The sequence below is a fragment of the Mycobacterium neumannii genome (genome assembly GCF_048452905.1).
Classification (GTDB): Bacteria; Actinomycetota; Actinomycetes; order Mycobacteriales; family Mycobacteriaceae; genus Mycobacterium; species Mycobacterium neumannii_B.
Window position 1 is genome coordinate 49,449 of record NZ_JBCGVF010000005.1, and the last position, 25,155, is coordinate 74,603.

At 67.5% G+C, this 25,155-nt stretch carries 27 protein-coding genes; 13 read left to right on the forward strand and 14 right to left on the reverse strand.

Translation table 11 applies throughout. From position 1 onward, the window contains the following. Positions 1 to 7 precede the first annotated feature (7 nt). The 6 genes from fadD6 to AAHH99_RS17060 all read left to right on the forward strand — a co-directional run bounded on the left by fadD6 (position 8) and on the right by AAHH99_RS17060 (position 5,150). Positions 8 to 1,789 carry a long-chain-acyl-CoA synthetase FadD6 gene (fadD6, locus tag AAHH99_RS17035; RefSeq protein ID WP_418769784.1) on the forward strand — a complete coding sequence of 594 codons (1,782 nt, stop codon included), beginning with the start codon at positions 8 to 10 and terminating at the stop codon, positions 1,787 to 1,789. A gap of 131 nt (positions 1,790 to 1,920) precedes the next feature. Further along, positions 1,921 to 2,745 carry a dihydropteroate synthase gene (gene folP / locus AAHH99_RS17040; protein ID WP_418769901.1) on the forward strand — a complete coding sequence of 275 codons (825 nt, stop codon included), beginning with the start codon at positions 1,921 to 1,923 and terminating at the stop codon, positions 2,743 to 2,745. Then, positions 2,742 to 3,689, forward strand: coding sequence for a glucosyl-3-phosphoglycerate synthase (locus AAHH99_RS17045; RefSeq protein ID WP_064396681.1), 948 nt, complete (start codon positions 2,742 to 2,744; stop codon positions 3,687 to 3,689). The genes folP and AAHH99_RS17045 overlap by 4 nt, the downstream gene beginning before the upstream one ends. Positions 3,690 to 3,839: 150 nt before the next feature. After that, positions 3,840 to 4,193, forward strand: coding sequence for a DivIVA domain-containing protein (locus tag AAHH99_RS17050; protein WP_418769785.1), 354 nt, complete (start codon positions 3,840 to 3,842; stop codon positions 4,191 to 4,193). Beyond that, positions 4,190 to 4,837, forward strand: a complete 648-nt coding sequence (locus AAHH99_RS17055) for a DNA-3-methyladenine glycosylase I (protein WP_418769786.1) — start codon at positions 4,190 to 4,192, stop codon at positions 4,835 to 4,837. Before AAHH99_RS17050 ends, AAHH99_RS17055 begins: the two co-directional genes overlap by 4 nt. Before the next feature lie 145 nt (positions 4,838 to 4,982). Beyond that, positions 4,983 to 5,150, forward strand: coding sequence for a DUF3117 domain-containing protein (locus tag AAHH99_RS17060; RefSeq protein WP_005059648.1), 168 nt, complete (start codon positions 4,983 to 4,985; stop codon positions 5,148 to 5,150). Between the two features lie 18 nt (positions 5,151 to 5,168). Here the strand turns inward: AAHH99_RS17060 and glgA are convergent, their stop codons facing one another. Beyond that, positions 5,169 to 6,338, reverse strand: coding sequence for a glycogen synthase (gene glgA, locus AAHH99_RS17065; RefSeq protein ID WP_418769787.1), 1,170 nt, complete (start codon positions 6,336 to 6,338; stop codon positions 5,169 to 5,171). A 132-nt stretch (positions 6,339 to 6,470) separates the two neighbouring features. Here glgA and glgC point away from each other — a divergent pair, with 132 nt between their 5' ends. Beyond that, entirely contained in the window at positions 6,471 to 7,685 is a 1,215-nt protein-coding gene (gene glgC / locus AAHH99_RS17070; protein WP_418769788.1) for a glucose-1-phosphate adenylyltransferase, read from the forward strand. Between the two features lie 145 nt (positions 7,686 to 7,830). After that, the gene (locus tag AAHH99_RS17075) at positions 7,831 to 8,079 is read left to right on the forward strand and encodes a hypothetical protein (protein ID WP_418769789.1); all 249 of its coding nucleotides are present in this window, start codon (positions 7,831 to 7,833) and stop codon (positions 8,077 to 8,079) included. Between the two features lie 13 nt (positions 8,080 to 8,092). On the opposite strand, the gene AAHH99_RS17080 is transcribed toward AAHH99_RS17075, so the two are convergent. From AAHH99_RS17080 to AAHH99_RS17115, 8 genes are all read right to left on the reverse strand, one after another. Then, positions 8,093 to 8,677 carry a DUF4126 domain-containing protein gene (locus AAHH99_RS17080; protein WP_418769790.1) on the reverse strand — a complete coding sequence of 195 codons (585 nt, stop codon included), beginning with the start codon at positions 8,675 to 8,677 and terminating at the stop codon, positions 8,093 to 8,095. A gap of 100 nt (positions 8,678 to 8,777) precedes the next feature. Then, entirely contained in the window at positions 8,778 to 10,061 is a 1,284-nt protein-coding gene (locus AAHH99_RS17085; protein ID WP_418769791.1) for a DUF222 domain-containing protein, read from the reverse strand. Between the two features lie 79 nt (positions 10,062 to 10,140). Next, on the reverse strand, positions 10,141 to 10,815 hold the full coding sequence (locus AAHH99_RS17090; protein WP_418769902.1) for a methyltransferase family protein: 675 nt from the start codon (positions 10,813 to 10,815) through the stop codon (positions 10,141 to 10,143). A 2-nt stretch (positions 10,816 to 10,817) separates the two neighbouring features. Further along, positions 10,818 to 11,492 (reverse strand): methyltransferase family protein, encoded by a 675-nt coding sequence (locus AAHH99_RS17095; protein ID WP_418769792.1) that lies wholly within the window; start codon positions 11,490 to 11,492, stop codon positions 10,818 to 10,820. Positions 11,493 to 11,504: 12 nt separating this feature from the next. After that, on the reverse strand, positions 11,505 to 13,121 hold the full coding sequence (locus tag AAHH99_RS17100) for an ABC transporter permease (RefSeq protein WP_418769793.1): 1,617 nt from the start codon (positions 13,119 to 13,121) through the stop codon (positions 11,505 to 11,507). After that, the gene (locus AAHH99_RS17105; protein WP_418769794.1) at positions 13,118 to 14,053 is read right to left on the reverse strand and encodes an ATP-binding cassette domain-containing protein; all 936 of its coding nucleotides are present in this window, start codon (positions 14,051 to 14,053) and stop codon (positions 13,118 to 13,120) included. The genes AAHH99_RS17100 and AAHH99_RS17105 overlap by 4 nt, the downstream gene beginning before the upstream one ends. Continuing rightward, a complete protein-coding gene (locus AAHH99_RS17110; RefSeq protein WP_418769795.1) occupies positions 14,016 to 14,711 on the reverse strand; it encodes a TetR family transcriptional regulator in 696 nt (231 codons plus the stop codon). Before AAHH99_RS17110 ends, AAHH99_RS17105 begins: the two co-directional genes overlap by 38 nt. A 128-nt stretch (positions 14,712 to 14,839) precedes the next feature. Beyond that, positions 14,840 to 15,499 (reverse strand): O-methyltransferase, encoded by a 660-nt coding sequence (locus tag AAHH99_RS17115; RefSeq protein ID WP_418769796.1) that lies wholly within the window; start codon positions 15,497 to 15,499, stop codon positions 14,840 to 14,842. A gap of 176 nt (positions 15,500 to 15,675) precedes the next feature. Here AAHH99_RS17115 and sigE point away from each other — a divergent pair, with 176 nt between their 5' ends. From sigE to tatB, 4 genes are all read left to right on the forward strand, one after another. Next, the gene (gene sigE, locus AAHH99_RS17120) at positions 15,676 to 16,464 is read left to right on the forward strand and encodes an RNA polymerase sigma factor SigE (protein ID WP_418769797.1); all 789 of its coding nucleotides are present in this window, start codon (positions 15,676 to 15,678) and stop codon (positions 16,462 to 16,464) included. 76 nt (positions 16,465 to 16,540) lie between these two features. Next, positions 16,541 to 16,936: an anti-sigma E factor RseA gene (rseA, locus tag AAHH99_RS17125; RefSeq protein WP_064396719.1), complete on the forward strand. Its 396-nt coding sequence runs from the start codon at positions 16,541 to 16,543 to the stop codon at positions 16,934 to 16,936. 69 nt (positions 16,937 to 17,005) lie between these two features. Further along, complete coding sequence (locus AAHH99_RS17130; RefSeq protein ID WP_418769798.1) at positions 17,006 to 18,490, forward strand: S1C family serine protease; 1,485 nt, start codon at positions 17,006 to 17,008, stop codon at positions 18,488 to 18,490. A 3-nt stretch (positions 18,491 to 18,493) separates the two neighbouring features. Beyond that, positions 18,494 to 18,892, forward strand: coding sequence for a Sec-independent protein translocase protein TatB (gene tatB, locus AAHH99_RS17135; protein WP_418769799.1), 399 nt, complete (start codon positions 18,494 to 18,496; stop codon positions 18,890 to 18,892). Positions 18,893 to 18,908: 16 nt separating this feature from the next. Here tatB and AAHH99_RS17140 read toward each other — a convergent pair whose 3' ends face one another. The 5 genes from AAHH99_RS17140 to AAHH99_RS17160 form a co-directional block, all read right to left on the reverse strand. After that, on the reverse strand, positions 18,909 to 19,547 hold the full coding sequence (locus AAHH99_RS17140; RefSeq protein WP_418769800.1) for a glycoside hydrolase: 639 nt from the start codon (positions 19,545 to 19,547) through the stop codon (positions 18,909 to 18,911). Between the two features lie 53 nt (positions 19,548 to 19,600). Next, complete coding sequence (locus AAHH99_RS17145; RefSeq protein WP_418769801.1) at positions 19,601 to 20,743, reverse strand: Mrp/NBP35 family ATP-binding protein; 1,143 nt, start codon at positions 20,741 to 20,743, stop codon at positions 19,601 to 19,603. Between the two features lie 34 nt (positions 20,744 to 20,777). Then, on the reverse strand, positions 20,778 to 22,253 hold the full coding sequence (locus AAHH99_RS17150; RefSeq protein WP_418769802.1) for a lytic transglycosylase domain-containing protein: 1,476 nt from the start codon (positions 22,251 to 22,253) through the stop codon (positions 20,778 to 20,780). Positions 22,254 to 22,331: 78 nt separating this feature from the next. Further along, on the reverse strand, positions 22,332 to 22,883 hold the full coding sequence (locus AAHH99_RS17155) for a DUF1003 domain-containing protein (RefSeq protein WP_418769803.1): 552 nt from the start codon (positions 22,881 to 22,883) through the stop codon (positions 22,332 to 22,334). Further along, on the reverse strand, positions 22,880 to 24,172 hold the full coding sequence (locus AAHH99_RS17160; RefSeq protein ID WP_418769804.1) for a magnesium transporter MgtE N-terminal domain-containing protein: 1,293 nt from the start codon (positions 24,170 to 24,172) through the stop codon (positions 22,880 to 22,882). The genes AAHH99_RS17155 and AAHH99_RS17160 overlap by 4 nt, the downstream gene beginning before the upstream one ends. Positions 24,173 to 24,197: 25 nt before the next feature. Here AAHH99_RS17160 and AAHH99_RS17165 point away from each other — a divergent pair, with 25 nt between their 5' ends. After that, a complete protein-coding gene (locus AAHH99_RS17165; protein ID WP_418769805.1) occupies positions 24,198 to 25,154 on the forward strand; it encodes an HpcH/HpaI aldolase/citrate lyase family protein in 957 nt (318 codons plus the stop codon). The last annotated feature ends 1 nt before the right edge of the window (position 25,155 follow it).

The window sequence follows — 25,155 nt, forward strand, 5'->3', positions numbered from 1 at the left end:
AACGCGCATGACCGAGAAGTCGGGGATTCGCCGCAGCGTCGGTTTATTGGACATCGCCGCCCGCGCGCCGGGCTTGATTGCGGACCTGCCGACGATCCTGCGCGGCGTCGTCACCGGTTTCGGTGCCAGGCCCTCGGCCAAGACCTCGATCGGCAAGGTTTTTCAGGACCGCGCCGCGCGCTACGGCGACAAGGTGTTCCTCCAGTTCGGTGACGAGCAGATCACCTATCGCGAGGCCAACGAGACCGTCAACCGCTACGCCGCGATCCTGGCTGCCCGCGGCGTGGGCCACGGCGATGTCGTCGCCATCATGCTGCGCAACTCCGCGGAGCCCGTGCTGCTGATGCTGGCGTCGGTCAAGTGCGGCGCGATCGCCGGCATGCTGAACTACAACCAGCGAGGCGACGTACTCAAGCACAGCCTCGGGCTGCTGGAGGCCAAGGCCGTCGTCGCCGATACCGACTTCGTCGAGCCGATCACCGAGTCCGGCGCCGACACCGAGGGACTGCTCACCATCGACGACCTCAAGCGCCTGGCCTCTTCTGCGCCCACCAGCAACCCGCCGACCACCGCGGCGGTGCTCGCCAAGGACAACGCTTTCTACATCTTCACGTCCGGCACCACCGGCATGCCGAAGGCCAGCGTGATGACGCATTACCGCTGGCTGCGGGCGCTGGCCGGGTTCGGTGGCCTCGGAATGAGGCTGACCAGCAAGGACACGCTCTACTGCTGTCTGCCGCTGTATCACAACAACGCGTTGACGGTCGCGTTGTCGTCGGTGCTGAACTCCGGTGCGACGCTGGCGATCGGCAAGCAGTTCTCGGCGTCGAAGTTCTGGGATGAGGTGATCCGCTGCGACGCAACCGCGTTCGTCTACATCGGCGAGATCTGCTCGTACCTGCTCAGCCAGCCACCCAAGGACACCGACCGCAAGCACAAGGTGCGGGTCATCTGTGGCAACGGGCTGCGCCCGGCGATCTGGAACGACTTCACCGAACGGTTCGGCATCGACCGGGTGTGCGAGTTCTACGGCGCCAGCGAGGGCAACACCGCCTTCGTCAACGTGTTCAACATTCCGCAGTCCACCGGTATCTGCCCCTCGCCGGTGGCCTTCGTCGAGTACGACCCCGAGACCGGCGATCCGCTGCGCGACGACAAGGGCCGCGTCAAGAAGGTGCCCACCGGAGAGCCTGGCCTGTTGCTGTCCAAGGTCAGCAACTTCCAGCCGTTCGACGGCTACACCGATCGCGAAGAGACCGAAAAGAAGTTGGTGCGCAACGCTTTCCGCGACGACGACGTGTGGTTCAACACCGGCGACCTGATGCGCTCGCAGGGGTTCGGGCACGCGTCGTTCACCGACCGGCTCGGCGATACCTTCCGGTGGAAGGGCGAGAACGTCGCCACCACGGAGGTGGAGACGGCCATCTCCGCCGCCCCGCAGGTCGAGGAGTGCACGGTGTTCGGCGTCGAGGTCGAGGGCGCCGGCGGACGCGCGGGCATGGCCGCGATCCAGCTCAAAGAGGGTGAGAAGTTCGACGGCAAGGCGCTGGCCAAAGCCGCATACGACAAATTGCCCAATTACGCGGTGCCGCTGTTCGTGCGGGTGGTCGAGGAGCTGGCGTACACGTCGACGTTCAAGAGCCAGAAAGTCGACCTTCGCAAGGAGGGCTTCAACGTCGAGGAGATCGAGGATCCGATCTACGTGCTCTCCGGCCGCGACGAGGGTTACGTCGAGTTCTACGACGACTACCCCAAAGAGGTTGCCGACGGAAAGAAGCCCAAGAACTAGCGATCTGTGGAGCCGCAGCGGCCGTGAGCGCCGCCAAAACTCCACAAACGGCACGACCGTAGCCTGGAAGGGTGGACACGCACTCGGGCCGCTTCCTGGGCCGGCCCGTCGCCGCTGATCGAGCGCTGATCATGGCGATCGTGAACCGGACGCCGGACTCCTTCTACGACCGCGGCGCCGCGTTCACCGACGAGGCCGCCAAAGCGGCGGCGCACCGGGTGATCGAGGACGGCGCCGACGTCGTCGACGTGGGCGGGGTCAAGGCCGGCCCGGGCAACACCGTCGACACCGACGAGGAGATCGCGCGCGTCGTTCCGTTCATCGAATGGTTGCGCGGCACCTACCCCGATCAGCTGATCAGCGTCGACACCTGGCGCTCGGCGGTCGCCAAACAGGCGTGCGCGGCCGGAGCCGACCTGATCAACGACACCTGGGCCGGCCACGATCCGGTGCTGCCGGAGGTGGCCGCGGAGTTCGGTGCTGGGCTGGTGTGCTCGCACACCGGCGGCGCACAACCGCGCACCAGGCCCTTCCGGGTCAACTACGGGATCACCGAACGCGGCGTCGTCGACGACGTGATCGCCGAGGTGACGGCGGCGGCCGAACACGCGGTAGCGGCGGGGGTGGCGCGCGACGCCGTGCTGATCGATCCGACGCACGATTTCGGCAAGAACACTCACCACGGTCTTAGTTTGTTGCGCCATGTGAAAGAGCTTGTAAACACTGGATGGCCCGTCCTGATGGCGCTGAGCAACAAGGATTTCGTCGGGGAGACTCTGGGTGTGGGTTTGACCGAACGCCTGGAGGGCACCCTTGCAGCCACCGCCTTGGCGGCCGCAGACGGAGCCGCGATGTTCCGGGTGCACGAGGTCGGACCGACTCGGCGCGTACTGGAGATGGTCGCGTCGATCCAGGGCGGACGGCCGCCGACGCGCACGGTGAGGGGACTGGCATGACACTCACACCCGAACTTCCCGCTACTGACGTCGTCATCGCACGCTGGCTCAGCGACCACAGCTGGAGCCGGCCGACGTGGACGGTCTCCGAACTCGAAGCCGCCAAACGCGGGCGCACCATCTCGGTGGTGCTGCCCGCCCTCAACGAGGAAGAGACGGTCGGCAGCGTCGTCGAGACCATCACCCCGCTGCTCGGGGGGCTGGTCGACGAGCTGATCGTGCTGGATTCCGGCTCGACCGACGACACCGAGATCCGCGCCCTGGCCGCCGGGGCCCGGGTGATCAGCCGCGAGGCGGCGTTGCCGGAGGTGGCTCCGCAACCCGGCAAGGGGGAAGTGCTGTGGCGCTCGCTGGCCGCCACGACCGGCGACGTCGTGGTGTTCGTCGACTCGGACCTCATCGACCCCGACCCGATGTTCGTGCCCAAGCTGGTCGGTCCGCTGCTCACCACCGACGGTGTCCACCTGGTCAAGGGCTTCTACCGCAGGCCGCTGAAGGTCAGCGGCAGCGAGGACGCCAATGGCGGCGGGCGCGTGACCGAGCTGGTGGCCCGGCCGCTGCTGGCCTCCCTGCGGCCGGAGCTCAGTTGCATCCTGCAACCGCTTGGCGGTGAGTACGCCGGCACCCGTGAGCTGTTGACGTCGGTACCGTTCGCGCCGGGCTACGGGGTCGAGATCGGCCTGCTGATCGACGCCTACGACCGGCTCGGCCTCGACGGGATCGCCCAGGTCAACCTCGGTGTTCGCACACATCGCAACCGTCCGCTGACCGAGCTGGCCAGCATGAGCCGCCAGGTGATCGCGACCCTGTTGTCACGCTGCGGAGTGCCGGACTCCGGGGTGGGGCTGACGCAGTTCTTCGCCGACGGCCAGGACTACACGCCGCGGACGTCGTCGGTGTCGCTGGCCGACCGCCCCCCGATGGTGACCCTGCGCCCACGCTGAGTTTCTCGCCGAGCGCTCCTCAGCGCGGCTCGTTCCTCGCCGCTTGATCGTCGTCCGCCGGGTTGAATTGGCGGACTCCTCAGCGCGGCTCGTTCCTCGCCGCTTGATCGTCGTCCGCCGAATGTCGGCACGCTGAGGCAGTATCGAGTTGTGAGCCTGGTTCTGCTGTATCTGGTCGTGCTGGTCCTGATCGCCGTGGTGCTGTTCGCCGTGGGCAGCGTCGTGTTCGGCCGCGGTGAACCGCTGCCTCCGTTGCCGCGGGAGACCACCGCTACGGTGCTGCCTGCCTCCGGCGTGACGAGCGCCGACGTCGACGCCGTCAAGTTCGCCCAGACGCTGCGCGGCTACAAGACCAGCGAAGTCGATTGGGTGCTCGACCGGCTGGGCCAGGAACTCGACCTGCTGCGCGGTCAGCTGGCCACCTTGCGGGCCACACACGGCATCGAAGACGACGAGCCCGTCGAGGGTGGCGCGCACGCATTGCAATCCGAGGAGGAGGCGTGACCGCCGCCACCCCGAGAACCTCCGAAGAACTCTCCGTCGAACCCGACGGCCGTGTCCGGTGCGCGTGGATCGACGAATCACGTTTGGCTCCAGCTGATTTCATTCTCTACCGCGACTATCACGACACCGAGTGGGGGCGGCCGCTTCGCGACTCGGTCGCCCTGTTCGAGCGGGTGAGCCTCGAAGCGTTCCAGAGCGGGCTGTCGTGGCTGGTGATCCTGCGCAAGCGGGAGAACTTCCGTCGCGCGTTCCACGGTTTCGACATCGACCGGGTCGCGCGCTACACCGAGCGCGACATCGCGCGGTTGATGGGCGATGCTGGGATCGTGCGCAACCGCGCGAAGATCGAGGCCACCATCGCCAATGCGCGCGCGGCGGCCGACCTGCGTGACGGGGGAGCCGACCTCGCCGAGCTGCTGTGGTCGTTCGCACCGTCACCCCGGCCGCGCCCCAACAGCCTCGCCGAGGTTCCGGCCGTCACCCCCGAGTCGACCGCGATGGCCAAGGAACTGAAGCGCCGCGGCTTCCGCTTCGTGGGACCCACGACCGCCTACGCGTTGATGCAGGCGACCGGAATGGTCGACGATCACACCACCGACTGCTGGGTACCGGCGACTTCAGCGGCACCCGGGAAGCGGCCTTAGCCGGGTCTTTGCACACCGAACGGCGCCGATAGGGAAGAATAGAGGCGTTCAGTAGCAGTTTCAGCGCCGGGAATGTCAAACGAGTGGGCAGTCTCGGCCCCGACCGAGCCCGCGGGCGGGCCGGCTCATCTGGAGGGAGCACTCGATGGCGGCGATGAAGCCCCGGACCGGCGACGGTCCACTGGAAGCAACCAAGGAGGGGCGCGGCATCGTGATGCGGGTACCACTGGAAGGCGGCGGGAGACTCGTCGTCGAGCTGACCCCTGATGAGGCCGCCGCGCTCGGGGACGAACTGAAGAACGTCACGAGCTGACTGTTCAGAGGTGACCGGCTACCCCGGATTGCCCACTTTCTGATAGATCTCCAGGGTCTGCTCGGCGATGTGGGCCCAGGAGAACTCCTGAATGCAGCGCTGCCGCCCGGCCTCGCCGTACTGGCGGGCCCTCTCGGGGTCGGCGATCAGCTCGTTGACCGTCGCGGCCAACCGGCTCTCGTACGCCGGGGCGTCCTGCGGGTCGTAGTGCACCAACCGCCCGGTGTGCCCGTCGGCCACGACCTCCGGAATGCCACCGACGTCGGAGGCCACGACCGCCGTCGCGCATGCCATCGCTTCCAGGTTCACGATGCCCAGCGGCTCGTACACCGATGGGCATACGAAAACGGTTGCAGCGGATAGTATCTCGCGAATCTTGCCGATGGGGAGCATCTCGCGAACCCAGAAAATCCCGGTACGGGCGTGTGACAGATGCTGAACCGCCTCGGTCACTTCGGCGGCGATCTCGGGGGTGTCGGGCGCTCCTGCGCACAGCACCAGCTGCACATCGGGGGCGAAATCATGGGCCGCGGCGATCAAATGGGCAACGCCCTTCTGCCGCGTGAGCCGACCGACGAACGCCACCATGGGCCGCGACGGGTCGACGCCGAGTTCGGCCAGCACCGATTCGCCGGGCTCCGGGCTTGCCGGATACCAGACCTCGGTGTCGATCCCGTTGCGCACCACGTGGACCCGGTTCGGGTCCAACGCCGGATAGGTGCGCAGGACATCCTCGCGCATACCGGAGCTGACCGCGATCACCGCGTCGGCGCCCTCCACCGCCGTCTTCTCCACCCACGACGAGACCCGGTAACCTCCGCCGAGCTGTTCGGCCTTCCACGGGCGCATCGGCTCCAGCGAGTGGGCGGTCAGCACGTGCGGCACCCCGTAGAGCAGCGCGGCGAGGTGGCCGGCCAGGCCGGTGTACCAGGTGTGCGAGTGCACCACGTCCGCATGTGCGGCGGCATCGACCATGTTGAGGTCGGCCGACAGCATTGACAGCGCGGCGTTGGCGCCGATCAGCGCGGGGTCGGGTTGCGCGACGATCGCGTCTGCACGCGGGGCGCCCATGCAGTGCACGTCGACCTCGCAGAGGCGGCGCAACTGAGCGACCAACTCGGTGACGTGAACCCCCGCCCCGCCGTAGACCTCGGGTGGATATTCCCGAGTCATCATCGCCACCCGCATGTTTTCGACCCTAGTTACGGTCGCAAGCCACCGCAGGAGTGATCGGCGTCGAAATCGCCGGATCTGCGTCGGAGACGTTGACTCGCCGTGGAATGGGTAGCCCAGGATAGAAGCGGCCGATAGGTTTGAAGCATGAGGGAACTGCCACACGTGCTGGGCATCGTCCTGGCCGGCGGGGAGGGCAAGCGGCTCTACCCGTTGACCGCGGATCGAGCCAAGCCCGCCGTTCCCTTTGGCGGCGCCTACCGCCTGATCGATTTCGTGCTGTCGAATCTGGTCAATGCGCGGTATCTGCGGATTTGCGTGCTGACGCAATACAAGTCGCACTCACTTGACCGTCACATCTCCCAGAACTGGCGGTTGTCGGGCCTCGCGGGCGAGTACATCACGCCCGTCCCGGCCCAGCAGCGGCTCGGCCCACGGTGGTACACCGGTTCCGCGGACGCGATTTACCAGTCGCTGAATCTCATCTACGACGAAGATCCGGATTACATCGTCGTGTTCGGCGCCGACCACGTCTACCGCATGGACCCCGAGCAGATGGTCCAGTTCCACATCGAAAGCGGCGCGGGCGCGACGGTTGCGGGTATCCGAGTTTCGCGCCCGGAAGCCACCGCGTTCGGGGTGATCGACGCCGACGAGTCCGGGCGCATCCGCAGCTTCATCGAGAAGCCCCCCGACCCGCCGGGCACGCCGGACAATCCCGACGAGGCGTTCGTGTCGATGGGCAACTACATCTTCACCACCAAGGTGCTTATCGACGCGATCCGCGCCGACGCCGACGACGACCACTCAGACCACGACATGGGCGGCGACATCATCCCCCGTCTGGTCGACGACGGCATGGCGGCGGTGTACGACTTCAGCAACAACGAAGTGCCCGGTGCAACCGAACGCGACCACGGTTACTGGCGCGACGTGGGAACCCTCGACGCGTTCTACGACGCGCACATGGACCTGGTGTCGGTGCACCCGGTGTTCAACCTCTACAACAAGCGCTGGCCGATCCGCGGGGAGTCGGAGATGCTCGCGCCGGCGAAGTTCGTCAACGGCGGTTCGGCGCAGGAGTCGGTCGTCGGCGCCGGCAGCATCATCTCGGCTGCATCCGTGCGGAATTCGGTGTTGTCGTCCAACGTCGTCGTCGACGACGGGGCGATCGTCGAGGGCAGCGTGATCATGCCCGGGGCCCGTATCGGTCGCGGCGCGGTGGTGCGCCACGCGATTTTGGACAAGAACGTGGTCGTCGGCCCGGGCGAGATGGTCGGGGTGGATCTCGACAAGGACCGCGAACGGTTCGCGATCAGCGCCGGGGGAGTGGTCGCGGTAGGCAAGGGCGTCTGGATCTAACCCCTAACCCCCTAGCGCGGACCGTCCGCCAGACCCGGGGATGTACTCGACGACTTCGGCATCGCCCTCCTTATGCGTTGTGCCGTGGTAATTCACGCTGGCTCCTATCAAACGGCCTGCAAGGCCACGAGCACGGGAGACAACGATGAGATGCAACACCATCACGGCCGCCGTCGCCGCCAGCGCGATCGCCGTCGGCGCCCTGATGACCACGACCGCGTCGGCCGCGCAGGCTGAGAAGCTCTCGGACAAGACGATCAAGAGTGAATGCAAGGCCGCCGGCGGGACCTACACCAAAAAGGGCACGGTCTCGACCTGCGGCTACAAGGACATCAGCGGCAACAGCTACATCGACGTCTTCTCCGGCGGCCATTACGTCACCACGCTGACGTGAGGGGGACCCGGGGTCAGCTCGCTGCGGCGTTGCGGCGCCGTCGCCGCAGGATTCGGACCGCCAACCACGCCAACGCCACAATGGCCACCAACACGAGCACGGGCAACAGGATTGCGGCGAGGACCAGTCCGACACTGAGCCCGTCCTCGACCGTGCTCAGCACCGGCGCGGCCGCCCCGGCGGTGGCGACGTTGGCCGCCGGACGAACCGTCGACTTGGTCAGCGACACCACCAGCGCGACGACGACACCGATCACCACCGGAATCCACTGCCCGGACTGAGCGAACGCGCCGGGGTCGGTGACCGCCGACGTCTGCGCCGCGGTGCCGGAACCGAAGACGATGCCGCCCGCGGTCGGCCGGACGAACGTCTGGACGGCATCGTTGACGCTGTCGAGCGCCGGGACCTTGTCGGCCACGATCTCGACGACCAGAAGCGTCGCGACGATCGCCATCACCCAGCCGTTCTCCAGCCAGGCCCAGCCGGCGGGCAGAGCGACCAGCTCGGTGAACCGCGACAGCAGGCCGAGCGCCAGCAGGGGGATATAGGCGTTGAGCCCCGCCGCGGTTGCCAGGCCGAGGCCGGTCAGCAGTTCCACATCCGCCATTATCGACCGGCAAACGACCCGTCCAAGCCGCTTCCCGCGCACTACCGAGACCTCGGCGCCGCTAGCCCTTATCGCCGAATGATGGTCCGAATCAGGCTGCGTCGCGCCAGGCCAAAACGTCAGCGAAAGCGGTCTCGATCCTGCTCGCGCGCGCGTGCGGCGACCCGGGCAGCGGTGGCGCCTTCGATCTATGACGGGCACCGGTCGGAGTGGTGACCTCGGAAGTGTGGGCGCCGTCGCCGTTGCGCCGCGTGGCGACCCGCCAGCCAGGGGCTTCCTTGGCATAGTTACAGGCTGCGCACGCGCCAACTCCGTTGACCTCGTTGGTTACCCCGCCAGCCGCGTGAGGGTCGGCGTGGTCGGTGTGGCGGATGGGGGCGTCGCAGTACGGGGTGCGGCACGTGTCGTCTCGCAAGGCGATGAACTTCGCAAGGGCTTTGGGGAACAGCCGCGCCCGTGACTCCATGGCGACCAGCGCACCGGACGACGGTCGGCGGTACAGCCTGCGGAGCGTGGCTCTGGAGCGCTTGTCGGCGATCGCGTCGCTCGTGAGGCGGCGGGCGACTGCGGCGGGGATCGGACCGTAACCCGGAACTCGCGCCGGAGACGGACCGCCGCCGAACAGCGTGTCGTCATCCATGACGAGGTCAACCGCCACCGGCACCGGGAGGTCGGCCGGCTGACCGGTGACGCGTTCATAGAGCGTGTCGGCCATGACCTGTCCGCGCCCCCGTTCGTCGAAGGTCGTGTCGGCGGCATGCTTGAGCGCTGCGTAGACCGATACGCCGCGTGTCATGGGCAGCAGCGCAGTCACGTAGGCCATCGTGTCGGGTGCAGGGCGGATGGTCACTGTCCGTTCACGTTCGGCGCGCACGGCGCGGTCGACGACGGCTTGCGGGTCGAGCCGGTAAGCGATGGCCTTTGCGTCTGCGGCGATGCGCTTGTCGCCCTTTCCTTCGAGTTCGGATTGGGCCGCGCACATCTCGGCATCGAGTTTTCCGCGGTCTTCCACGGACAAGCAGGCCGACTCGCGGACGATCAACGTGGCCCGCCATTCGGAGAGCGCCCCGGCTTCCAGCGCGGCGAGGGTGTGAGGCATCTCGTGGATGAGGGCCCGAGCGAAGCCGAGATGACGACCGCCGCGATTGGGGGAGTCGTGGCGGGCCAGCGCGATCTCGTTGGCCAAACCGCGGCCGCGCTTGGCGGCGGGAACGCCTTCGGACGCCTCGCGGGCGCGGCGTTTCTGGTCGAGTGCCGCGGTGAGCCTGGCTTGGCCGGCGGCAGCAACGGACTTGAGGTGCTCGAGTTCGGCGATGCAGCCGATCAACGTCGCCTCATCGGCTTCGGTATCAATGACCGCCAGCTTCTCGAACATGTGTGCGATTCTAGCGGAACCGGGTGACACGTTGCGCGCGAAGCCGCGTCGTCGTGGTGGCCGGGCTGACCGTCCGGCTTCACCAGACGTGGGGCACCAATCGGTAGCGCACCTTCTGCATGTACTCGGGGTAGCCGGCCAGGTCGTCGGCGAGCAGCGCTTCCTCGTCGCGGACCCGAAGGACGAGGATCGCGAGGCCGACGGGGACGAAGACCAGACCCCACCAGGAACCCAGAGCGGGCGGTACCCCGATCATCAGGACCACATTGCCCAAGTACATCGGGTGCCGGACGACTCCGTACCAGCCTGTGGATGACAGCTGTTGACCTGGCTCGACGGTGACATTTGCTGCGGCATAACCATTCTGGATGGTAACCAGCATCGCGATCGTGAGTCCGCCTCCGACGAGGACGAGTCCGGCCACCGAAACGACCGCCGGCACCGAGGACCAGCCGAAGCGGAAGGCCAGCGCGCTCACCGCGATCATGGCGGCCATCGAGATGAAGGCGATGGCGATGATGAGCTTCTGCACAGGTCGTGTCTCAGCTCGCGGACCCGCTTGCATACGACGGCGCAGGGCTTCTGGATTCCGTCTTGCCAGATAGCCGCTCGGGATCAGGGTGGCCAGGGCGAAGACCGCGATGAACGCCCAACCACGCCAGTAGTCGAACGTCCCTGCAGATCCAAACACCAGTACGCCGAACACCGCGAAGCCAATGAGCGACGTAGCTGTCGCCTGGGCAACAATTTTCATCATCACCACACTCCAGGCACCAGGCGGTAGTGCACCTTCTCCATGTACTCGTCGTAGCCATCGAGTTCCTGCCGCAAGGCCTTCTCCTCGTCGGTGATACGCGCCGCGAACACGAAGAAACCGGGAATGATCGTGAGCAAGCCCCAATATGAGGCGAGCGCCAACGGCATACCGGCCATCATGATCAACGCGCCGACATACATCGGGTGGCGCACAATGCCATACAACCCGGTGGACACCAGCGGTTGCTCGCGTTCGACGGTGATCGTCGCTGCGGCATATTTGTTCTGGATGACCACGCCTTCTGCCAGCAAGAGTCCGGCCAGCACCAGCACGTTGCCGAGCACCACCACCGCCGTCGGCACCGTCGACCAGCCGAACCGGCGGTCGAGCGCGCTGAGGACTCCGGCGGCCACCACCGTCAGGTAGAGGCCGACGTAGATGAGCTTTTGCGCCCAGCGGGTTTCGGCCCACGGCCCCGAAGTCAGTCGCCGCTGTAGGGCGTCGGGATACTTCACCGCCAGATATACGGTCGGCACCATGGTGCCGACGATGAACACCGCGATGAAGACCCATGCCTGCCAGTAGTCGAAGGTTCCGGCGGGTAAAAACAGCAGAACACCCATGAACAGGATCCCGCCGACGGCCGACGCCAGCAGCTGGAGCGTGACCTTCACGATTCCTCCTCCTCAGACGGCGTCGCGCCTGCGATACAGGAGGCCGGCCACCCAGGTCAGGGCGGCGGCGGCGACGGTCAGGACGACGAGCGTGGTCACCGGATAGTCGATCGGCGCCGTGGTGCGTCCGATCGGCGAGAGGTCGATCAGCCACTGCGGCAACCGCAACAGCGGGCCGAGGTACAGCGCGGTGACGACGAACGCCACAGCTAGCCAACCCAGCACGGGCCGCCGCACCGCGACGGCCACCGCCGCCACAGACGCCATCACCGCCAGTGCGGGAACGAAGGCCAGCCCGGCGAGCGTCAGACGCAGCACCGTGTTCGGTTCGCCGATCGTGAGTCCCGCGCCCAACCCGTTGCCGAGACCGGCGGCGAACATCAACACCGCCGAGCCGAGCACGGCTGACACGACGGCCGTCGTCAGCCAGCGCCACCGCGACACCGCTCCGGCCAGCACGGCTTCTCCCAGACCGTTGCCCTCGTCGGTGTGAACCCGCAGCACGGCGGCGACCACGTACGCGCTCGCCGCGGCCGCGAGGAACTGCGTCATCGTGGTGTACACCCCCTCGGTGCCCTGCTGGGCCATCATCAGCCGGATCACCTCATTGGTCTCGGCCGCGTCGAGCAGTGACTTGGTCATCGACCCGAAAGCCAGGCCGCCCAGGAACAACCCGATGGTCCAGCCGACGGTCTGACCTCGCTGCAGGGTCAGATGCAGACCCAGCACACCCCTGACAGGGCGGGCGTCGGGATGCTCACCGGTGGACGGGATGACACCGTCGTCGTACTGACGTCTGCCCTCCAGCAGCACAGCCAGTGCGATGAGGGCTGCGGTGAGCAAGATCAACAGCGCGTACGGCCACCACCTCAGATCGACGAACGCGCGCATCTGCTGGGCCCACGCGATCGGGGAGAACCAGCTCAGCGCACTGCCAGAGTTGTCGATCACATCGCCGATCCCACGGACCACCGCGGCGACCGCCAGCACGGCCATGGCCGCGCCGGACGCCGTACGCGCCTGGCGCCACAGCTGCGCGGTCACCGCGGCCACGGAGCCGAAAAGCATGGCCACCCCGGTCACGCCGAGACACATCGCCGCGGTGTCGATGAGCGAGAAGCCGCTCGCGGCCATCGCCAGCGTCATCGTCACGGCGAGCACCACGTTGACCACGCCGACCAGAATCAGCGCCGCTGCGGTCCGCGCATAGCGGCCCACGACCGAGGACAGCACCAACTCGGCTGCGCCGCTTTCCTCTTCGGTCCGGGTATGACGAATCACGGTGAGGATCGAGAGAATCGACGTGGCGACGATCAGCGTCAGCATCATCTCGTTCGCGATCATCGCGCCGAGGTCGGTCTCGTTGCGGCCGAACATCGGCCCGCCCATCATCATTCCCGCGGGCGTCTTCAGCAGATCCACGCGCGTGAGTCGCTGCGCCTCTTCGGGATAGGCCAGTTCCAAGGCGGCCGGTGCGTAAGCCATCAGCATCGTCAGGACGCCGACCCAGACGCTGAGCCGGAGCCGGTCCCGACGCAGAACCAGGCGCAGCAGGTCTGCGGTGCCCGTCCAGGCGTTCGAACGGCCGAGCCGCTGCGTGCGGGGCGCGGGCGCCGTCATCGTCGTCATCGCGCGGCCCCCCGGTATTCGCGCAGGAACATGTCTTCCAGCGATGCCGGTGTGACGGTCAGGTCGAGGATCCCGAGCTCGGTCAGAATGCCCATCGCGCGGTCAAGATCGTTGCGGTCGACCGAGAAGGCGTAGTGCCCGTCGGTGACCGCGAAATCGTGAACGAACGGCTCGCCCCGTAGGCGCCGGCCGTCGTTGCGGGTGCGTGCGGTCACGGTCGTGCGCATCAGGTGCCTCAGCTCCGCGAGGGTGCCTGCGCGCACCGTGCGACCGGCGCGGATGATCGTGACGCTGTCACACAGCTTTTCGACCTCGGCCAGGATATGGCTCGACAACAGCACCGCAGCGCCGCGCTGTACGACTTCACCCACACACTCCTGAAAAGCCTTCTCCATCAATGGATCCAGGCCGGATGTCGGTTCATCGAGGATGTAGAGCTCGGCGGCGGTGGAGAACGCGGCGATGATGGCGACCTTCTGCCTGTTGCCCTTGGAGTAGGTGCGGGCCTTCTTGTGCGGGTCGAGTTCGAAGCGCTCGATTAGCTGATCCCGGCGGGCGGTGTCCACACCGTTACCGCGCAGCCGGGCCAGGAAGTCGATTGCCTGTAGCCCGGTCAGGTTGGGCCACAACGTCACATCTCCCGGCACATAGGCGATCCGGCGGTGCAGTGCCACCGCGTCATGCCAGGGATCGCCGCCCAGGAGCCGCACCGTGCCGCTGTCCGCGCGCAACAGGCCGAGCAACACGCGGATGGTGGTCGACTTGCCCGCGCCGTTCGGCCCGAGGAAGCCGGTGATCTGTCCAGGCGCGACCGTCAAGTCCAGTCCGTCGAGCGCCTTGGCTCGTCCGAAATACTTTGTCAGTCCGTGAATTTCGACGACAGGTTCGTTGAAGTCAACCTGTCGCCGATGGTGCGCTGTCTGAGCCGTCATCGCGATCTCCTTCCCCGGTGGTGAACGGGATGCCTTTTTTGCGCTGGGCGAGGAACGCGTCGTACATGGTCGAGTCGGCCATCAGTCCTTCGGTGTAGAGCTCGAGGGCGGGCAACACCATGTCCTCGCTGTAATCACGCAACACGGCCCGCAAATCGGTGGGGTTGTCATGCAGCTGCAGATACAGCAGGAAGCCGCCTGCACCGATCATCCCGAGGTACCGGGCTCTGGCGCGGGGGTCACGGCTCGGCTTGAGCACACCCGATCGAACGCCTTCGTCGGTGTACTGCTCGACCTGGCCGATCATGCGACGCCAGAACGACTTCGCCAGCTCGCTGCCGGACTGCATGCTGCGAACCAGGTACGCCATCATCGGCGCATAGGACTCGATCTCGGCCATCTGGGCGAGCCAGGTCGCCGGATCGCTGGTTTGCATCGACTCGGTTTTGACCTGGCGGATCTCGTCGGCGATGAAGTCGTCGCACGCCTTGCGCAACCCGTCCTTGGAGCCGAAGTGGTGGATGACCAGCGCTGCCGATACCCCAGCCGCCTCGGCGATGGTGCGCAGGCCGACCTCGAACCCGTGCTGGCCCCACTGGTCGATCGCGGCGTCGCGGATCCGGGCGACGGCCGTGAGATCGTTCGAGGCTGAACGCATGTTCAGTAGATTAAACGTGTGTTCAGTCGGCCGTCAAGATGAAACTGCGAGCAGACGTAAACCTGCCTGGAAAGAGCGCAGTCCTACGTTCCCCAGCCTTCGGCGTGGGCCCAGATCGGCGAGAGAATTCAGTCGCGCGCGGCGGCGAGCAGGCCGTCGCCCAGCGGGATCAGCACCGGGGTGAGCCGTTCGTCCTCGGCGATCAGCCGGGTTGCTTCGCGCACGGCCGCCACCTCGGCGTCGTTGGCGGTGGCGTCGCCGGCCCGGCCGCCGAGCGCCGCGCGGTGCAGCACGATCGCGCCGCCGGGGCGCAACAACCGGACAGCTTCGGCGACGAACTGGGGCTGGTCCAGCGGATCGGCGTCGACGAACACCAGGTCGTACGACTCGTCGGCGAGGCGGGTCAGCACTTCTTGGGCGCGCCCGCTGATCAGCCGGCTACGCCCGGGGCCGATCCCGGCCTCGGTGAACGCCTGCTTGGCGATGCGCTGATGCTCGGGTTCGACGTCGATCGTGGTCAGCACACCGTCTTCGCGCATACCCGACAGCAGCCACAGCCCGCTGACCCCGGCGCCCGTGCCAACTTCCACGACGGCCTTGGCGGAGGTCAGCTTCGCGAACACGCACAGCAGCGCGCCGACCGCGGGGGTGACGGCGCCTGCGCCGATGTCGAGGGCGCGTTCGCGGGCCGCGGCGACAATGGCGTCCTCGGAGATGGACTGCTCGGCGTGCGAGACGATGGAATCGGCACGGCTGTGCGGTCCGATGACGTCGTCGGTGCCGGCCATGCCCGCAGCGTAGCCAACCGGGCCGGGCCAGCATCGCGACACGCCCGTTCCCGACGACCCGATCACGCGAATTCTCAGCAGGTTCGCCCAGGTCAAAAATGGGTAGAAAAGCTTTCTCAGGAAATGTTCAGTTTGCTCATATGCCAGGCACGGAACGGTCGGAGACGGTATGTCCCATGGAAAACGGCGGACGCTGGCATCCAGGGGACCAACCAGGGAATACCTACGCGGATCTCCGCGTTGCGGGCAGTAGCGAACCGCCGCACCGTGATGGCGGCTGTGACCAGGAGGATCTGACGACCACCATCAAGATGGCGCCGACTTCGATGTCCCACCTCGAACAGTTCGCGGATGGGGAATGGGTCGAGCCTTCCGATGAAATGACCGGCACCGCGGTGTTCGACGCCACGGGCGACAAATCGACCATGCCCTCATGGGACGAGCTGGTGCGCCAGCACGCCGATCGGGTGTACCGGCTGGCCTACCGCCTGTCGGGTAATCAGCACGACGCCGAGGACCTCACCCAGGAGACGTTCATCCGGGTGTTCCGCTCGCTGCAGAACTATCAGCCCGGCACGTTCGAGGGCTGGCTGCACCGCATCACCACCAACTTGTTCCTCGACATGGTGCGCAGGCGCGGCCGCATTCGCATGGAGGCGCTGCCCGAGGACTACGACCGCGTTCCGGCCGACGATCCGAACCCCGAGCAGATCTATCACGACTCGCGGCTGGGTCCCGACCTGCAGGCCGCATTGGATTCGTTGCCGCCGGAGTTTCGCGCCGCCGTCGTGCTGTGCGACATCGAGGGGCTGTCCTACGAGGAGATCGGCGCGACGCTTGACGTCAAGTTGGGCACCGTGCGCAGCCGCATCCACCGCGGTCGGCAGGCCCTCCGCGACTACCTGGCCAATCACAGCGAGACCGGTTCGTCGGCTGGCCACGGCGACGCGGCCAAAACGGCCTGACGTTCGCGGGCATCCGCACAGCGCTCCGCGCTACATTCGAATGGACGCCGTGACACGCAGCGAGAGGAGCTGGGCGATGGTCGACCCGGGACACGTGTTCCGCCGGGCCTTCTCGTGGTTGCCCTCTCAGTTCGCCTCCCAGAGCGATGCGCCCGTGGGGCCGCGGGAGTTCGGCTCCACCGAACACCTCTCGACCGAGGCCGTCGCCGCGTTCGTCGACGGTGAACTGAGGCTGACCCCGCATCTGCGCGCTGCCCACCACTTATCGTTGTGTCCGCAGTGCGCGGCCGAGGTCGAGGCCCAGCGCCAAGCGCGGGCGGCGTTGCGGGAGTGCCGGCCGGTCGCCATGCCGAGCTCTCTGTTGGGCCTGTTGTCCGAGATCCCGCACCATGCTCCACCGGAGCCGCCCGTCGAGACGCAGCAGTCCCAGTTTGCTGACAGCACACAGCGTTCTCGGCGCAAGCGCCGGTAGGGTAAGTGCGAAGACCAGCAGCGATCCGCGCCGGCATGCGCGGGCGCTTTCACAGAGGGTGATAACCGGGTGACCAATCTCGACCAGACCGGGCGCCAACGCCTGGAACCCCGCCCTGTCTCGCGGCCGCCCGTAGATCCGGCGGCACAGCGCGCATTCGGCAGGCCCGACGGTGTCGAGGGTTCGTTCGTGGGCCTCGACAAGTATCGCGACCAAGGCGAGTTCACGCCGACCAACCAGCCGCCCGACCCGGTGCTGGCCGAGGCGTTCGGCAAGCCCTATCCCGGCGGCGACTCGCTGCAGCGCCATCCCGCCGACGCGGGCGCGCTCGAAGCCGAGCGGGATCAGGACACCGACATGGCCGCCGACCCGTGGCGGGATCCGTCGGCGCCGGCCGCCCTTGGCGCCCCCGCCGTCCACGAGCCGCCGCGACCGCAAGCGAATGTCCCGACGGGCAAGTTGGGCGTGCGCGACGTGCTGTTCGGCGGGCGGGTGTCCTACGTCGCGCTGGCGATGTTGGCGATCATCGCGTTGGTGATCGGCTTCGCAGGCGGGTGGGTAGGCCGCAAGACCGCCGAGGTGGTCGAGGCGTTCACCACCTCGAAGGTCACCCTCGACACCACCGACAGCGGTCCGCCGCCCGAGGGGCATATCGCCAAAGTCGCTGCTGCCGTGGCCGATTCGGTGGTCACGGTGGAGGCAACCAGCGATCAGGAAGGTTCGCAGGGCTCCGGCGTCGTCATCGACGGGCGCGGGTACATCGTGACCAACAACCACGTCATCTCCGAGGCCGCGAACAACCCCAGCAAGTACAAGATGAAGATCGTCTTCAACGACGGCAAAGAGGTGCCCGCCAACCTCGTGGGCCGCGACCCCAAGACCGACCTGGCCGTGCTGAAGGTCGACAACGTCGACAACCTGACCGTCGCGCAGATGGGCGACTCGGACAAGTTGCGCGTCGGTGATGAGGTGATCGCCGCGGGCGCTCCGCTGGGCTTGCGCAGCACCGTCACCGCCGGAATCATCAGCGCGCTGCACCGCCCGGTGCCGCTGTCGGGCGACGGCTCCGACACCGACACCGTCATCGACGGTCTGCAGACCGATGCGCCGATCAACCACGGCAACTCCGGCGGCCCCCTGATCGACATGAACGGCAACGTGATCGGCATCAACACCGCCGGTAAGTCGCTGTCCGACAGCGCCAGCGGGCTCGGATTCGCGATCCCGATCAACGAGGTCAAGATGGTCGTCGACTCGCTCATCCGCGAGGGCAAGATCGCCCACCCGACGCTGGGCCTGACCGCCCGCTCGGTCAGCAACGACATCGCCTCCGGCGCCCAGGTGGCCAACGTGAAGGCCGGCAGCCCTGCGGAGAAGGCCGGGATTCTGGAGAACGACGTCGTGGTCAAGGTCGGGGACCGGACCGTGGCCGACGCCGACGAGTTCGTGGTCGCCGTGCGTCAGCTCAAGATCGGCCAGGACGCGCCGATCGAGGTGATGCGCGACGGCCGGCGGGTCACGCTGACCGTCAACCCGGGTCCCGACACCACGTAGCCGATGTTCGCCAATATCGGCTGGGGCGAGATGCTGATCCTGGTGATCGCCGGTCTGGTGATCCTGGGACCCGAGCGGCTACCCGGCGCCATCCGGTGGACGACGGGTGCGCTGCGGCAGGCCCGCGACTACATCAGCGGCGCCACCAGCCAACTGCGCGAAGACCTCGGACCGGAGTTCGACGATCTACGCGAGCCGCTCAGCGAGCTCAACAAGCTGCGCGGTATGACGCCGCGCGCCGCGCTCACCAAACATCTGCTCGACGGCGACGACTCGATCTTCACCGGGAATTTCGAGAAGCCGCTCAGCTCACCTCCGCCGACCCCGCAGGTACCCCAAGCATCCACGGAAAGCGCGCCGGAAACACCCGCGAGGACACCGTTCGACAGTGACGCCACATAGTGTTGCCCGCCCAGGCTCAGATGTAGTACTCCTCGTCGCCGGTCGGGTACCCACCGCCGTTCGTCGCGATGTGGATGTGGTCGAAATGATTGGCGGTTTCGTTGCCGTAGTCCGCCGTCCAGCTCGGAGCGCCGACGCCGGGGTAGAACCCCTGCCGCCAGATGACGTGGATCACGCCCCAGCGTTTCGCATTGGCCAACGCATATCCGGCGATCTGGTTGCCGAGCGCGATGCCCTCCTCGCTGCCGTGGTTCGGGATCATGACGTCGATAGCCAGCCCGTTGGGATGCCATGGCAAGGGGTCCTGGCGGTATCCGCCGATCGTCTTGACTTCGGGAAACAGCACGCTGAGCGCGCGGGCCACCCGGATGGTGTTGACCTGTAGCCCGTTTTCGGGCGTGATGCCGGCGGGCAAGGCGAACGGGGTCGCCGCGCCGGCAACCGGGGCGCTAGCCGCCATCAACTCGGCGGCCGGCGGAGGGCTGCCGCTGGGCGGCGGGCCGGGAACGAACTCCTGCTGCTCGCCCGGTACCGCACCCGGCTGCCGCGCGGGCGGCTCGGCGGTCTGGGCATAGATAAGGGCGGCAGAGATAACAATCGACCCCGCCAGAGCCAACAGCCGGCCCCGGCCGTTCCTCGACGATGAGCTGCCCACGGATCGCACTTTATCGTCGCGCATGGCGAGTCGTGAGGTTCTTTCCACGAGTGTTATCGACCGGCCGGGTCCAAACCCAGCGACATGCCCGCCAGTCCGCGTTTGCGGCTCGACAGGGCATCGGCGACGCTGCGCAACTCCTTACCGGCCGCCGAGTCCGGTGCGGAAAGCACCAGCGGGACCCCGGAGTCGCCTGCCGTCACCAGTTCGGGATCCAGCGGCACCTGGCCCAGCAACGGCACGTCGGCGCCGATCGCGCGCGTCAATCGCTCGGCGACCTGTTTGCCGCCGCCTTCGCCGAAGATCTGCATGGTCGTCCCGTCGGGCAACGTCAGCCCCGCCATGTTCTCCACCACGCCGACGATGCGCTGACGGGTCTGCAGTGCGATCGCGCCTGCCCGCTCGGCCACTTCGGCTGCGGCCAGTTGGGGCGTTGTGACCACCAGGATCTCCGCGCCCGGAATCAGCTGGGCCACCGAGATCGCGACGTCGCCGGTGCCCGGCGGCAGGTCGAGCAGCAGCACGTCCAGGTCACCCCAGTAGACGTCGGCGAGGAACTGCTGCAGCGCACGGTGCAGCATCGGGCCGCGCCAGACAACCGGGGTGTTGCCCTGGGTGAACATCGCGATGGAGATGACCCGGACGTCGTGGGCGACCGGCGGAACGATCATCGACTCGACCTGGGTGGGTCGGTCCGTGACGCCCATCATGCGGGGAACGGAGTGCCCGTAGATGTCGGCGTCGAGCACTCCGACCGACACGCCACGCGCGGCCATCGCTGCGGCGAGGTTCACGGTGACGCTGGACTTGCCGACGCCACCCTTACCGGAGGCCACCGCGTAGACGCGGGTCAGCGAACCGGGCTGGGCGAAGGGAATGACGGGCTCCCGCGAATCACCACGCAGTTGCTTGCGCAGTTCGGTGCGTTGTTCGTCGTTCATCACGTCGAGGCTGACCCGGACGGCGCCGGTTCCCGGGACGTCGGCGACGGCCCGGCTGACCTGATCGGAGATCTCGGTCTTCTTCGGGCACGCGGCGGTGGTGAGGTAGATCTCGACGTGGACCGCACCGTCAGGTTCGACGGTGACGTTCTTGACCATGCCGAGCTCGGTGATCGGCCGCCGCAACTCGGGGTCGATCACCTTGGTCAGCGCGCGACGGATCGCGGCTTCCAGGTCAGCGGGTGAATGAGACATCACCGTCGAGTCTAGGCCGAATCGACGGCGGCCCTTAACCGACGGGTCCGGGCGCCGGACCCGGCTGGGCCGCTGGAGCTGGCGCGGGTCCCGGCTGGGCCACCGGGCCGGGCGCGGACGCTTGGGGCGGGCCTGGCGCGGGTGCTTGAGCCGGACCGGGTGCGACGACAGGAGCCGGTGCGCCGATCGGTGCAGGCCCGGGCTGCGGAGCACCCACCGATGCGGGCGGAAGCATCGGGTTGGCGATCGGAGGCCCACCGAGTGCCGGCTGCAGCGGTGGCGCCGGGTTGTCCTCGATGCAGAACACCGCGCACTCGGGCCGTTGTGGCTGCATCCACGGCGGTGTCCACGGCGGCGGTTGCGCGGGCGCCTGCGGGGTCGCGGGTGCTTGCGGTGCCGGTCCTGGCAGGGGACCGAGCCGCTGACCCGGAACGAAGCCCGGCATGTTGCCCATCCGGCTGGCCACCGAGTCGCGCTCGAGCAACGGCATCAATGCCAGCGGATCGCCTTCGGGCAGTCCCAAAGCGTTGAGGGGCAGACCCGGCCCGAGGCCCTGGTACTCCTTCAGATCGGTGAGGTGCACGTTGGCGGGGGTGTCTTCCAACGTCGGGACCGATCCGGTGATCGGAGGCAGATCCATCGGGACGACACCCGTCGCGTACGCCGCGGCCCAGCCCAGCACGTTGCGTGCGTAGGCCACCGAGTTGTTGTAACGCAGGATCGCCGACATGACGTGGTTCGGGTCGCGCAGGTTCAGGTTGCCGCTGCACAGATAGCGGGCGGCGGCCAGCGACGAGTCGAACAGGTTCTGCACTTCGGCCTTGCCGTCGCCGTCGCCGTCGGAGGCGTACCGCGACCAGGTGCCGGGCAGGAACTGCATCGGTCCCATCGCGCGGGCGTAGGTGACGCGGTCCGCAACGCGACTCTGCACGATGACCTCGTTGCCGGGCAGCGTGCCGTCGAGCGTGGGCCCGAAGATTGGGCGGATGGCGGTGCCGCGGGCGTCGGTCGCGCCTCCGTTGGCGTGCATCGACTCGATGCGCCCGATACCGGCCAACAGGTTCCAGCTCAGGCCGCAGCCGGGGTAGGCGGACGCCATGATGCGTTCGGCGTTCCGGTACGCCGACAACGCCATCCCGGGAATGCCCAGTGCGCCAGGCGAGTTCACCACCGCGGCGGGCGGGGGAGCCGACACCGTCGAGGCGGCGATGTGGAAGGCCATCGGTTCCTTGGCGACCGCGACCACCGATGCACCCGACCGGGCTCCCGGCGACGGTTCGACGGCGGCCAGTGGCGTCACCGCGGCATCCGAGGTCGGCGTCTGCGGGGACGGCGCCGAGGCGCCGACGCTGCCGGCCAGGATGATCGGGGTGATGATGGCCACGCCGAGCCCGGCGCGCATGCGGTTGGCTGACGCCAGCTTCTGCACACGAGGGCCCGGGATTCGCCGCAGACGCCCCGTTTGGCGCCGCACGGCCTTCAGGGCGGCGGCTCCTCCCCTTATGTGCACTCAACCGTCCTATGTTTGCGATCGCTTGTGAACCAAGTCACCATACCTACTAGATAACCGCCGCGTTACAGCAATTCGTTAGCTACCTGCACCCGACTTTTTCGACCGGCGCTCACCCGGGTCGCTCCGGCCCGCTTCGTCGTCGCCCGATTCGCCCGGCGGGCGCTGCAGGGAGGCAAGTATTTCGCGCATCTCGTCGAGTTCTCTGCGCAGGTAGTCGCGGGTGACCACCTCGCCGATCGCCAACCGCAGCGCGGCCAGTTCGCGGGCCAGGTATTCGGTGTCGGCCTTGGTCTGCAGGGCGCGGCGGCGGTCTTCGTCCAGCGACACGCGGTCGCGGTTTTCCTGGCGGTTCTGCGCCAGCAGGATCAGTGGCGCCGCGTAGGCCGCCTGGGTGGAGAACGCCAGGTTGAGCAGGATGAACGGATACGGGTCCCAGCGCAGCCCGACCGCGAACAGGTTCAGTGTGATCCAGACGATCACGAGGATGGTCTGCCACGCCAGGTAGCGCCCTGTGCCCAGGAACCGGGCGATGTTCTCGCTGAAGTTCCCGACGGCCTCGGGATCGACGTTGAACGAGAACCGCCGCCGCGTGGCCAGCGGCGTATCGAGCCGGCTGCGGTCGGTCATGAGGTGCCTTCGGCGCCGGTGAGCTTGGGTTCCTCGGTCTCCCGCCAGTCGTGGGGCAGCAGATGGTCGAGCACGTCGTCGACCGACACGGCACCCAGCAGGTGGCTCTCCTCGTCGACGACCGGCCCGCACAACAGGTTGTAGGCGGCGAAGTAGCGCGTCACCGCGCCCAGCGAGGCGTCAGGGGACAGGTTGGGCAGATCGGTGTCCACGATTCCGCTGACCAGATCCGCAGGCGGCTCGCGCAGCAGGCGCTGCAGGTGCACACAACCCAGGTAGTGACCGGTGGGCGTGGCGGTCGGGGGGCGGGTGACGAACACCAACGAGGCCAATGCCGGGGTGAGGTCCGGATCGCGGACCCGCGCGAGGGCCTCGGCGACGGTGGTGTCCGGGGCCAGCACGACGGGCTCGGACGTCATCAACCCGCCCGCGGTGTCGGGAGAGTGCGCCAGCAGACGGCGGACATCCTCGGAATCCTCGGGGTCCATGCGGCGCAGGAACTGCTCGGCGTCGGTCGGCGTCATCGACCCGAGCAGGTCGGCGGCGTCGTCGGGGTCCATCGCCTCGAGGACGTCGGCGGCGCGGTCGGCGGGCAGCCTCCTGAGCACATCGAGCTGGTCGTCTTCGGGCAACTCCTGCAGCACGTCGGCCAGCCGCTCGTCGTCAAAGGCGTTGACCAGTTCGTAGCGACGCTTGGCCGGCAGCTCCCGGATCGCCTCGGCCACCTCGACCGCGCGCTGTCCCTCGAACTGGTCGAGCAGCTGCGCGACGCCCTGGCCGGGCATCGCCAGACCCGACGGTGTCAGGCCCTGAACGTCCTGCCAGTCCACCACGTGCACGTTGGCCCGCCTGCCCAAGCGCCGGTGTGGGCGGACCGCGACCTTGGTGACCATCCAGTCGCGGGTGCGTGTCTGCTCGATGCCGAGATCGACGACGATCACATCGACGTTGGCCAGCTGCGGCAGGTCCGGATCGTCGACGCGGACGCGGGTTTCGATCACCTGCCCGAGCACGAGCACCTCACCGGGACGCTGGGCGAACCTGCGCAATGACACGCTGCCGGTGGCAAGCGTCACCGCACCGGGATCGATCGACGTCACCCGCAGGATCGGCACGAAAATCCTTCGCCGCGTGAGCATTTCGACAACCAAGCCAAGTACGCGGGGTTGCTGGCGCACCAGGCTGATGCTGACCACCACATCACGGACACGGCCGATGGACTCCCCGTCGGGGCCCAAGACCACCATCCCCGCTAGACGAGCCGCATAGACCCTGTTGACCGCCGCCATGCATCAAAGGGTAGAGAGTGTTGTTGTGGAAAACCGGTATCGACCCCGCCGAACGGTCCTTTCCGTTCCCGGGAGCAGCGCGAAGATGGTCGAGAAGGCGAAAACCCTGACCGCTGATGAGGTGTTCCTCGATCTCGAGGACGCCGTCGCGCCCGAGGCCAAAGCCGAGGCCCGTACCCGGGTGGCGACCGCTCTGGCAGAGCCGGGGTGGGCCGGTCAGCTGCGCGGTGTCCGGGTCAACGACTGGACGACGCCGTGGACCTACGCCGACATCATCGAGGTGGTGGCGACCGCGGGTGCGGCGCTGGACATCGTCGTCCTGCCCAAGGTCATCGACGCTACCCACATCCAGGCGCTGCACTTGTTGCTGAGCCAGCTCGAGGCCACCCACGACCTTCCGGTCGGCGGCATCGGTATCGAGGCGCAGATCGAGAATGCGCAGGGCCTCACCAACATTGACGCGATCGCGTCCGCACCACGGGTGCAGGCGCTGGTGCTAGGACCCGCCGACATGGCGGCCAGTTTGAACATGCGCACGCTCGAGGTCGGCGAGCAGCCGGAGGGGTACGACGTCGGCGATGCGCACCATCACGTGCTGATGCGCATTCTCGTGGCGGCGCGGACGCACGGGGTGCTGGCTATCGACGGTCCCTATCTGAAGATCCGCGACGTCGACGGCTTCCGCCGCGTCGCAGGCCGTTCCGCGGCGCTGGGATATGACGGCAAGTGGGTGCTGCACCCTGACCAGATCGTCGCGGGCAACGAGATTTTCAGTCCCCGGCAGAAGGATTACGACCACGCGGAGCTGATTCTCGAGGCCTACGAGTGGCACACCTCGCGGGCAGGCGGGGCCAGAGGCGCGGTCATGTTGGGCGACGAGATGATCGACGAGGCGAGCCGGAAGATGGCGCTGGTGATCGCCGGAAAGGGCCGCGCCGCAGGCATGCAGCGTCAAGGCGAGCCGTTCCGTCCGCCGCAGTGAC

Coding starts and splice junctions, on each gene's coding strand:
- folP (WP_418769901.1), top strand. CDS start 1,921: ATGGCGATCGTGAACCGGACGCCGGACTCCTTCTACGACCGCGGCGCC.
- fadD6 (WP_418769784.1), top strand. CDS start 8: ATGACCGAGAAGTCGGGGATTCGCCGCAGCGTCGGTTTATTGGACATC.
- AAHH99_RS17110 (WP_418769795.1), bottom strand. CDS start 14,711: ATGCGTTCAGCCTCGAACGATCTCACGGCCGTCGCCCGGATCCGCGAC.
- glgC (WP_418769788.1), top strand. CDS start 6,471: ATGAGGGAACTGCCACACGTGCTGGGCATCGTCCTGGCCGGCGGGGAG.
- AAHH99_RS17105 (WP_418769794.1), bottom strand. CDS start 14,053: ATGACGGCTCAGACAGCGCACCATCGGCGACAGGTTGACTTCAACGAA.
- AAHH99_RS17075 (WP_418769789.1), top strand. CDS start 7,831: ATGAGATGCAACACCATCACGGCCGCCGTCGCCGCCAGCGCGATCGCC.
- AAHH99_RS17145 (WP_418769801.1), bottom strand. CDS start 20,743: ATGTCTCATTCACCCGCTGACCTGGAAGCCGCGATCCGTCGCGCGCTG.
- glgA (WP_418769787.1), bottom strand. CDS start 6,338: ATGCGGGTGGCGATGATGACTCGGGAATATCCACCCGAGGTCTACGGC.
- sigE (WP_418769797.1), top strand. CDS start 15,676: ATGGAAAACGGCGGACGCTGGCATCCAGGGGACCAACCAGGGAATACC.
- AAHH99_RS17160 (WP_418769804.1), bottom strand. CDS start 24,172: ATGGCGGCGGTCAACAGGGTCTATGCGGCTCGTCTAGCGGGGATGGTG.
- AAHH99_RS17100 (WP_418769793.1), bottom strand. CDS start 13,121: ATGACGACGATGACGGCGCCCGCGCCCCGCACGCAGCGGCTCGGCCGT.
- AAHH99_RS17060 (WP_005059648.1), top strand. CDS start 4,983: ATGGCGGCGATGAAGCCCCGGACCGGCGACGGTCCACTGGAAGCAACC.
- AAHH99_RS17085 (WP_418769791.1), bottom strand. CDS start 10,061: ATGTTCGAGAAGCTGGCGGTCATTGATACCGAAGCCGATGAGGCGACG.
- rseA (WP_064396719.1), top strand. CDS start 16,541: ATGGTCGACCCGGGACACGTGTTCCGCCGGGCCTTCTCGTGGTTGCCC.
- AAHH99_RS17155 (WP_418769803.1), bottom strand. CDS start 22,883: ATGACCGACCGCAGCCGGCTCGATACGCCGCTGGCCACGCGGCGGCGG.
- AAHH99_RS17045 (WP_064396681.1), top strand. CDS start 2,742: ATGACACTCACACCCGAACTTCCCGCTACTGACGTCGTCATCGCACGC.
- AAHH99_RS17115 (WP_418769796.1), bottom strand. CDS start 15,499: ATGGCCGGCACCGACGACGTCATCGGACCGCACAGCCGTGCCGATTCC.
- tatB (WP_418769799.1), top strand. CDS start 18,494: ATGTTCGCCAATATCGGCTGGGGCGAGATGCTGATCCTGGTGATCGCC.
- AAHH99_RS17090 (WP_418769902.1), bottom strand. CDS start 10,815: ATGAAAATTGTTGCCCAGGCGACAGCTACGTCGCTCATTGGCTTCGCG.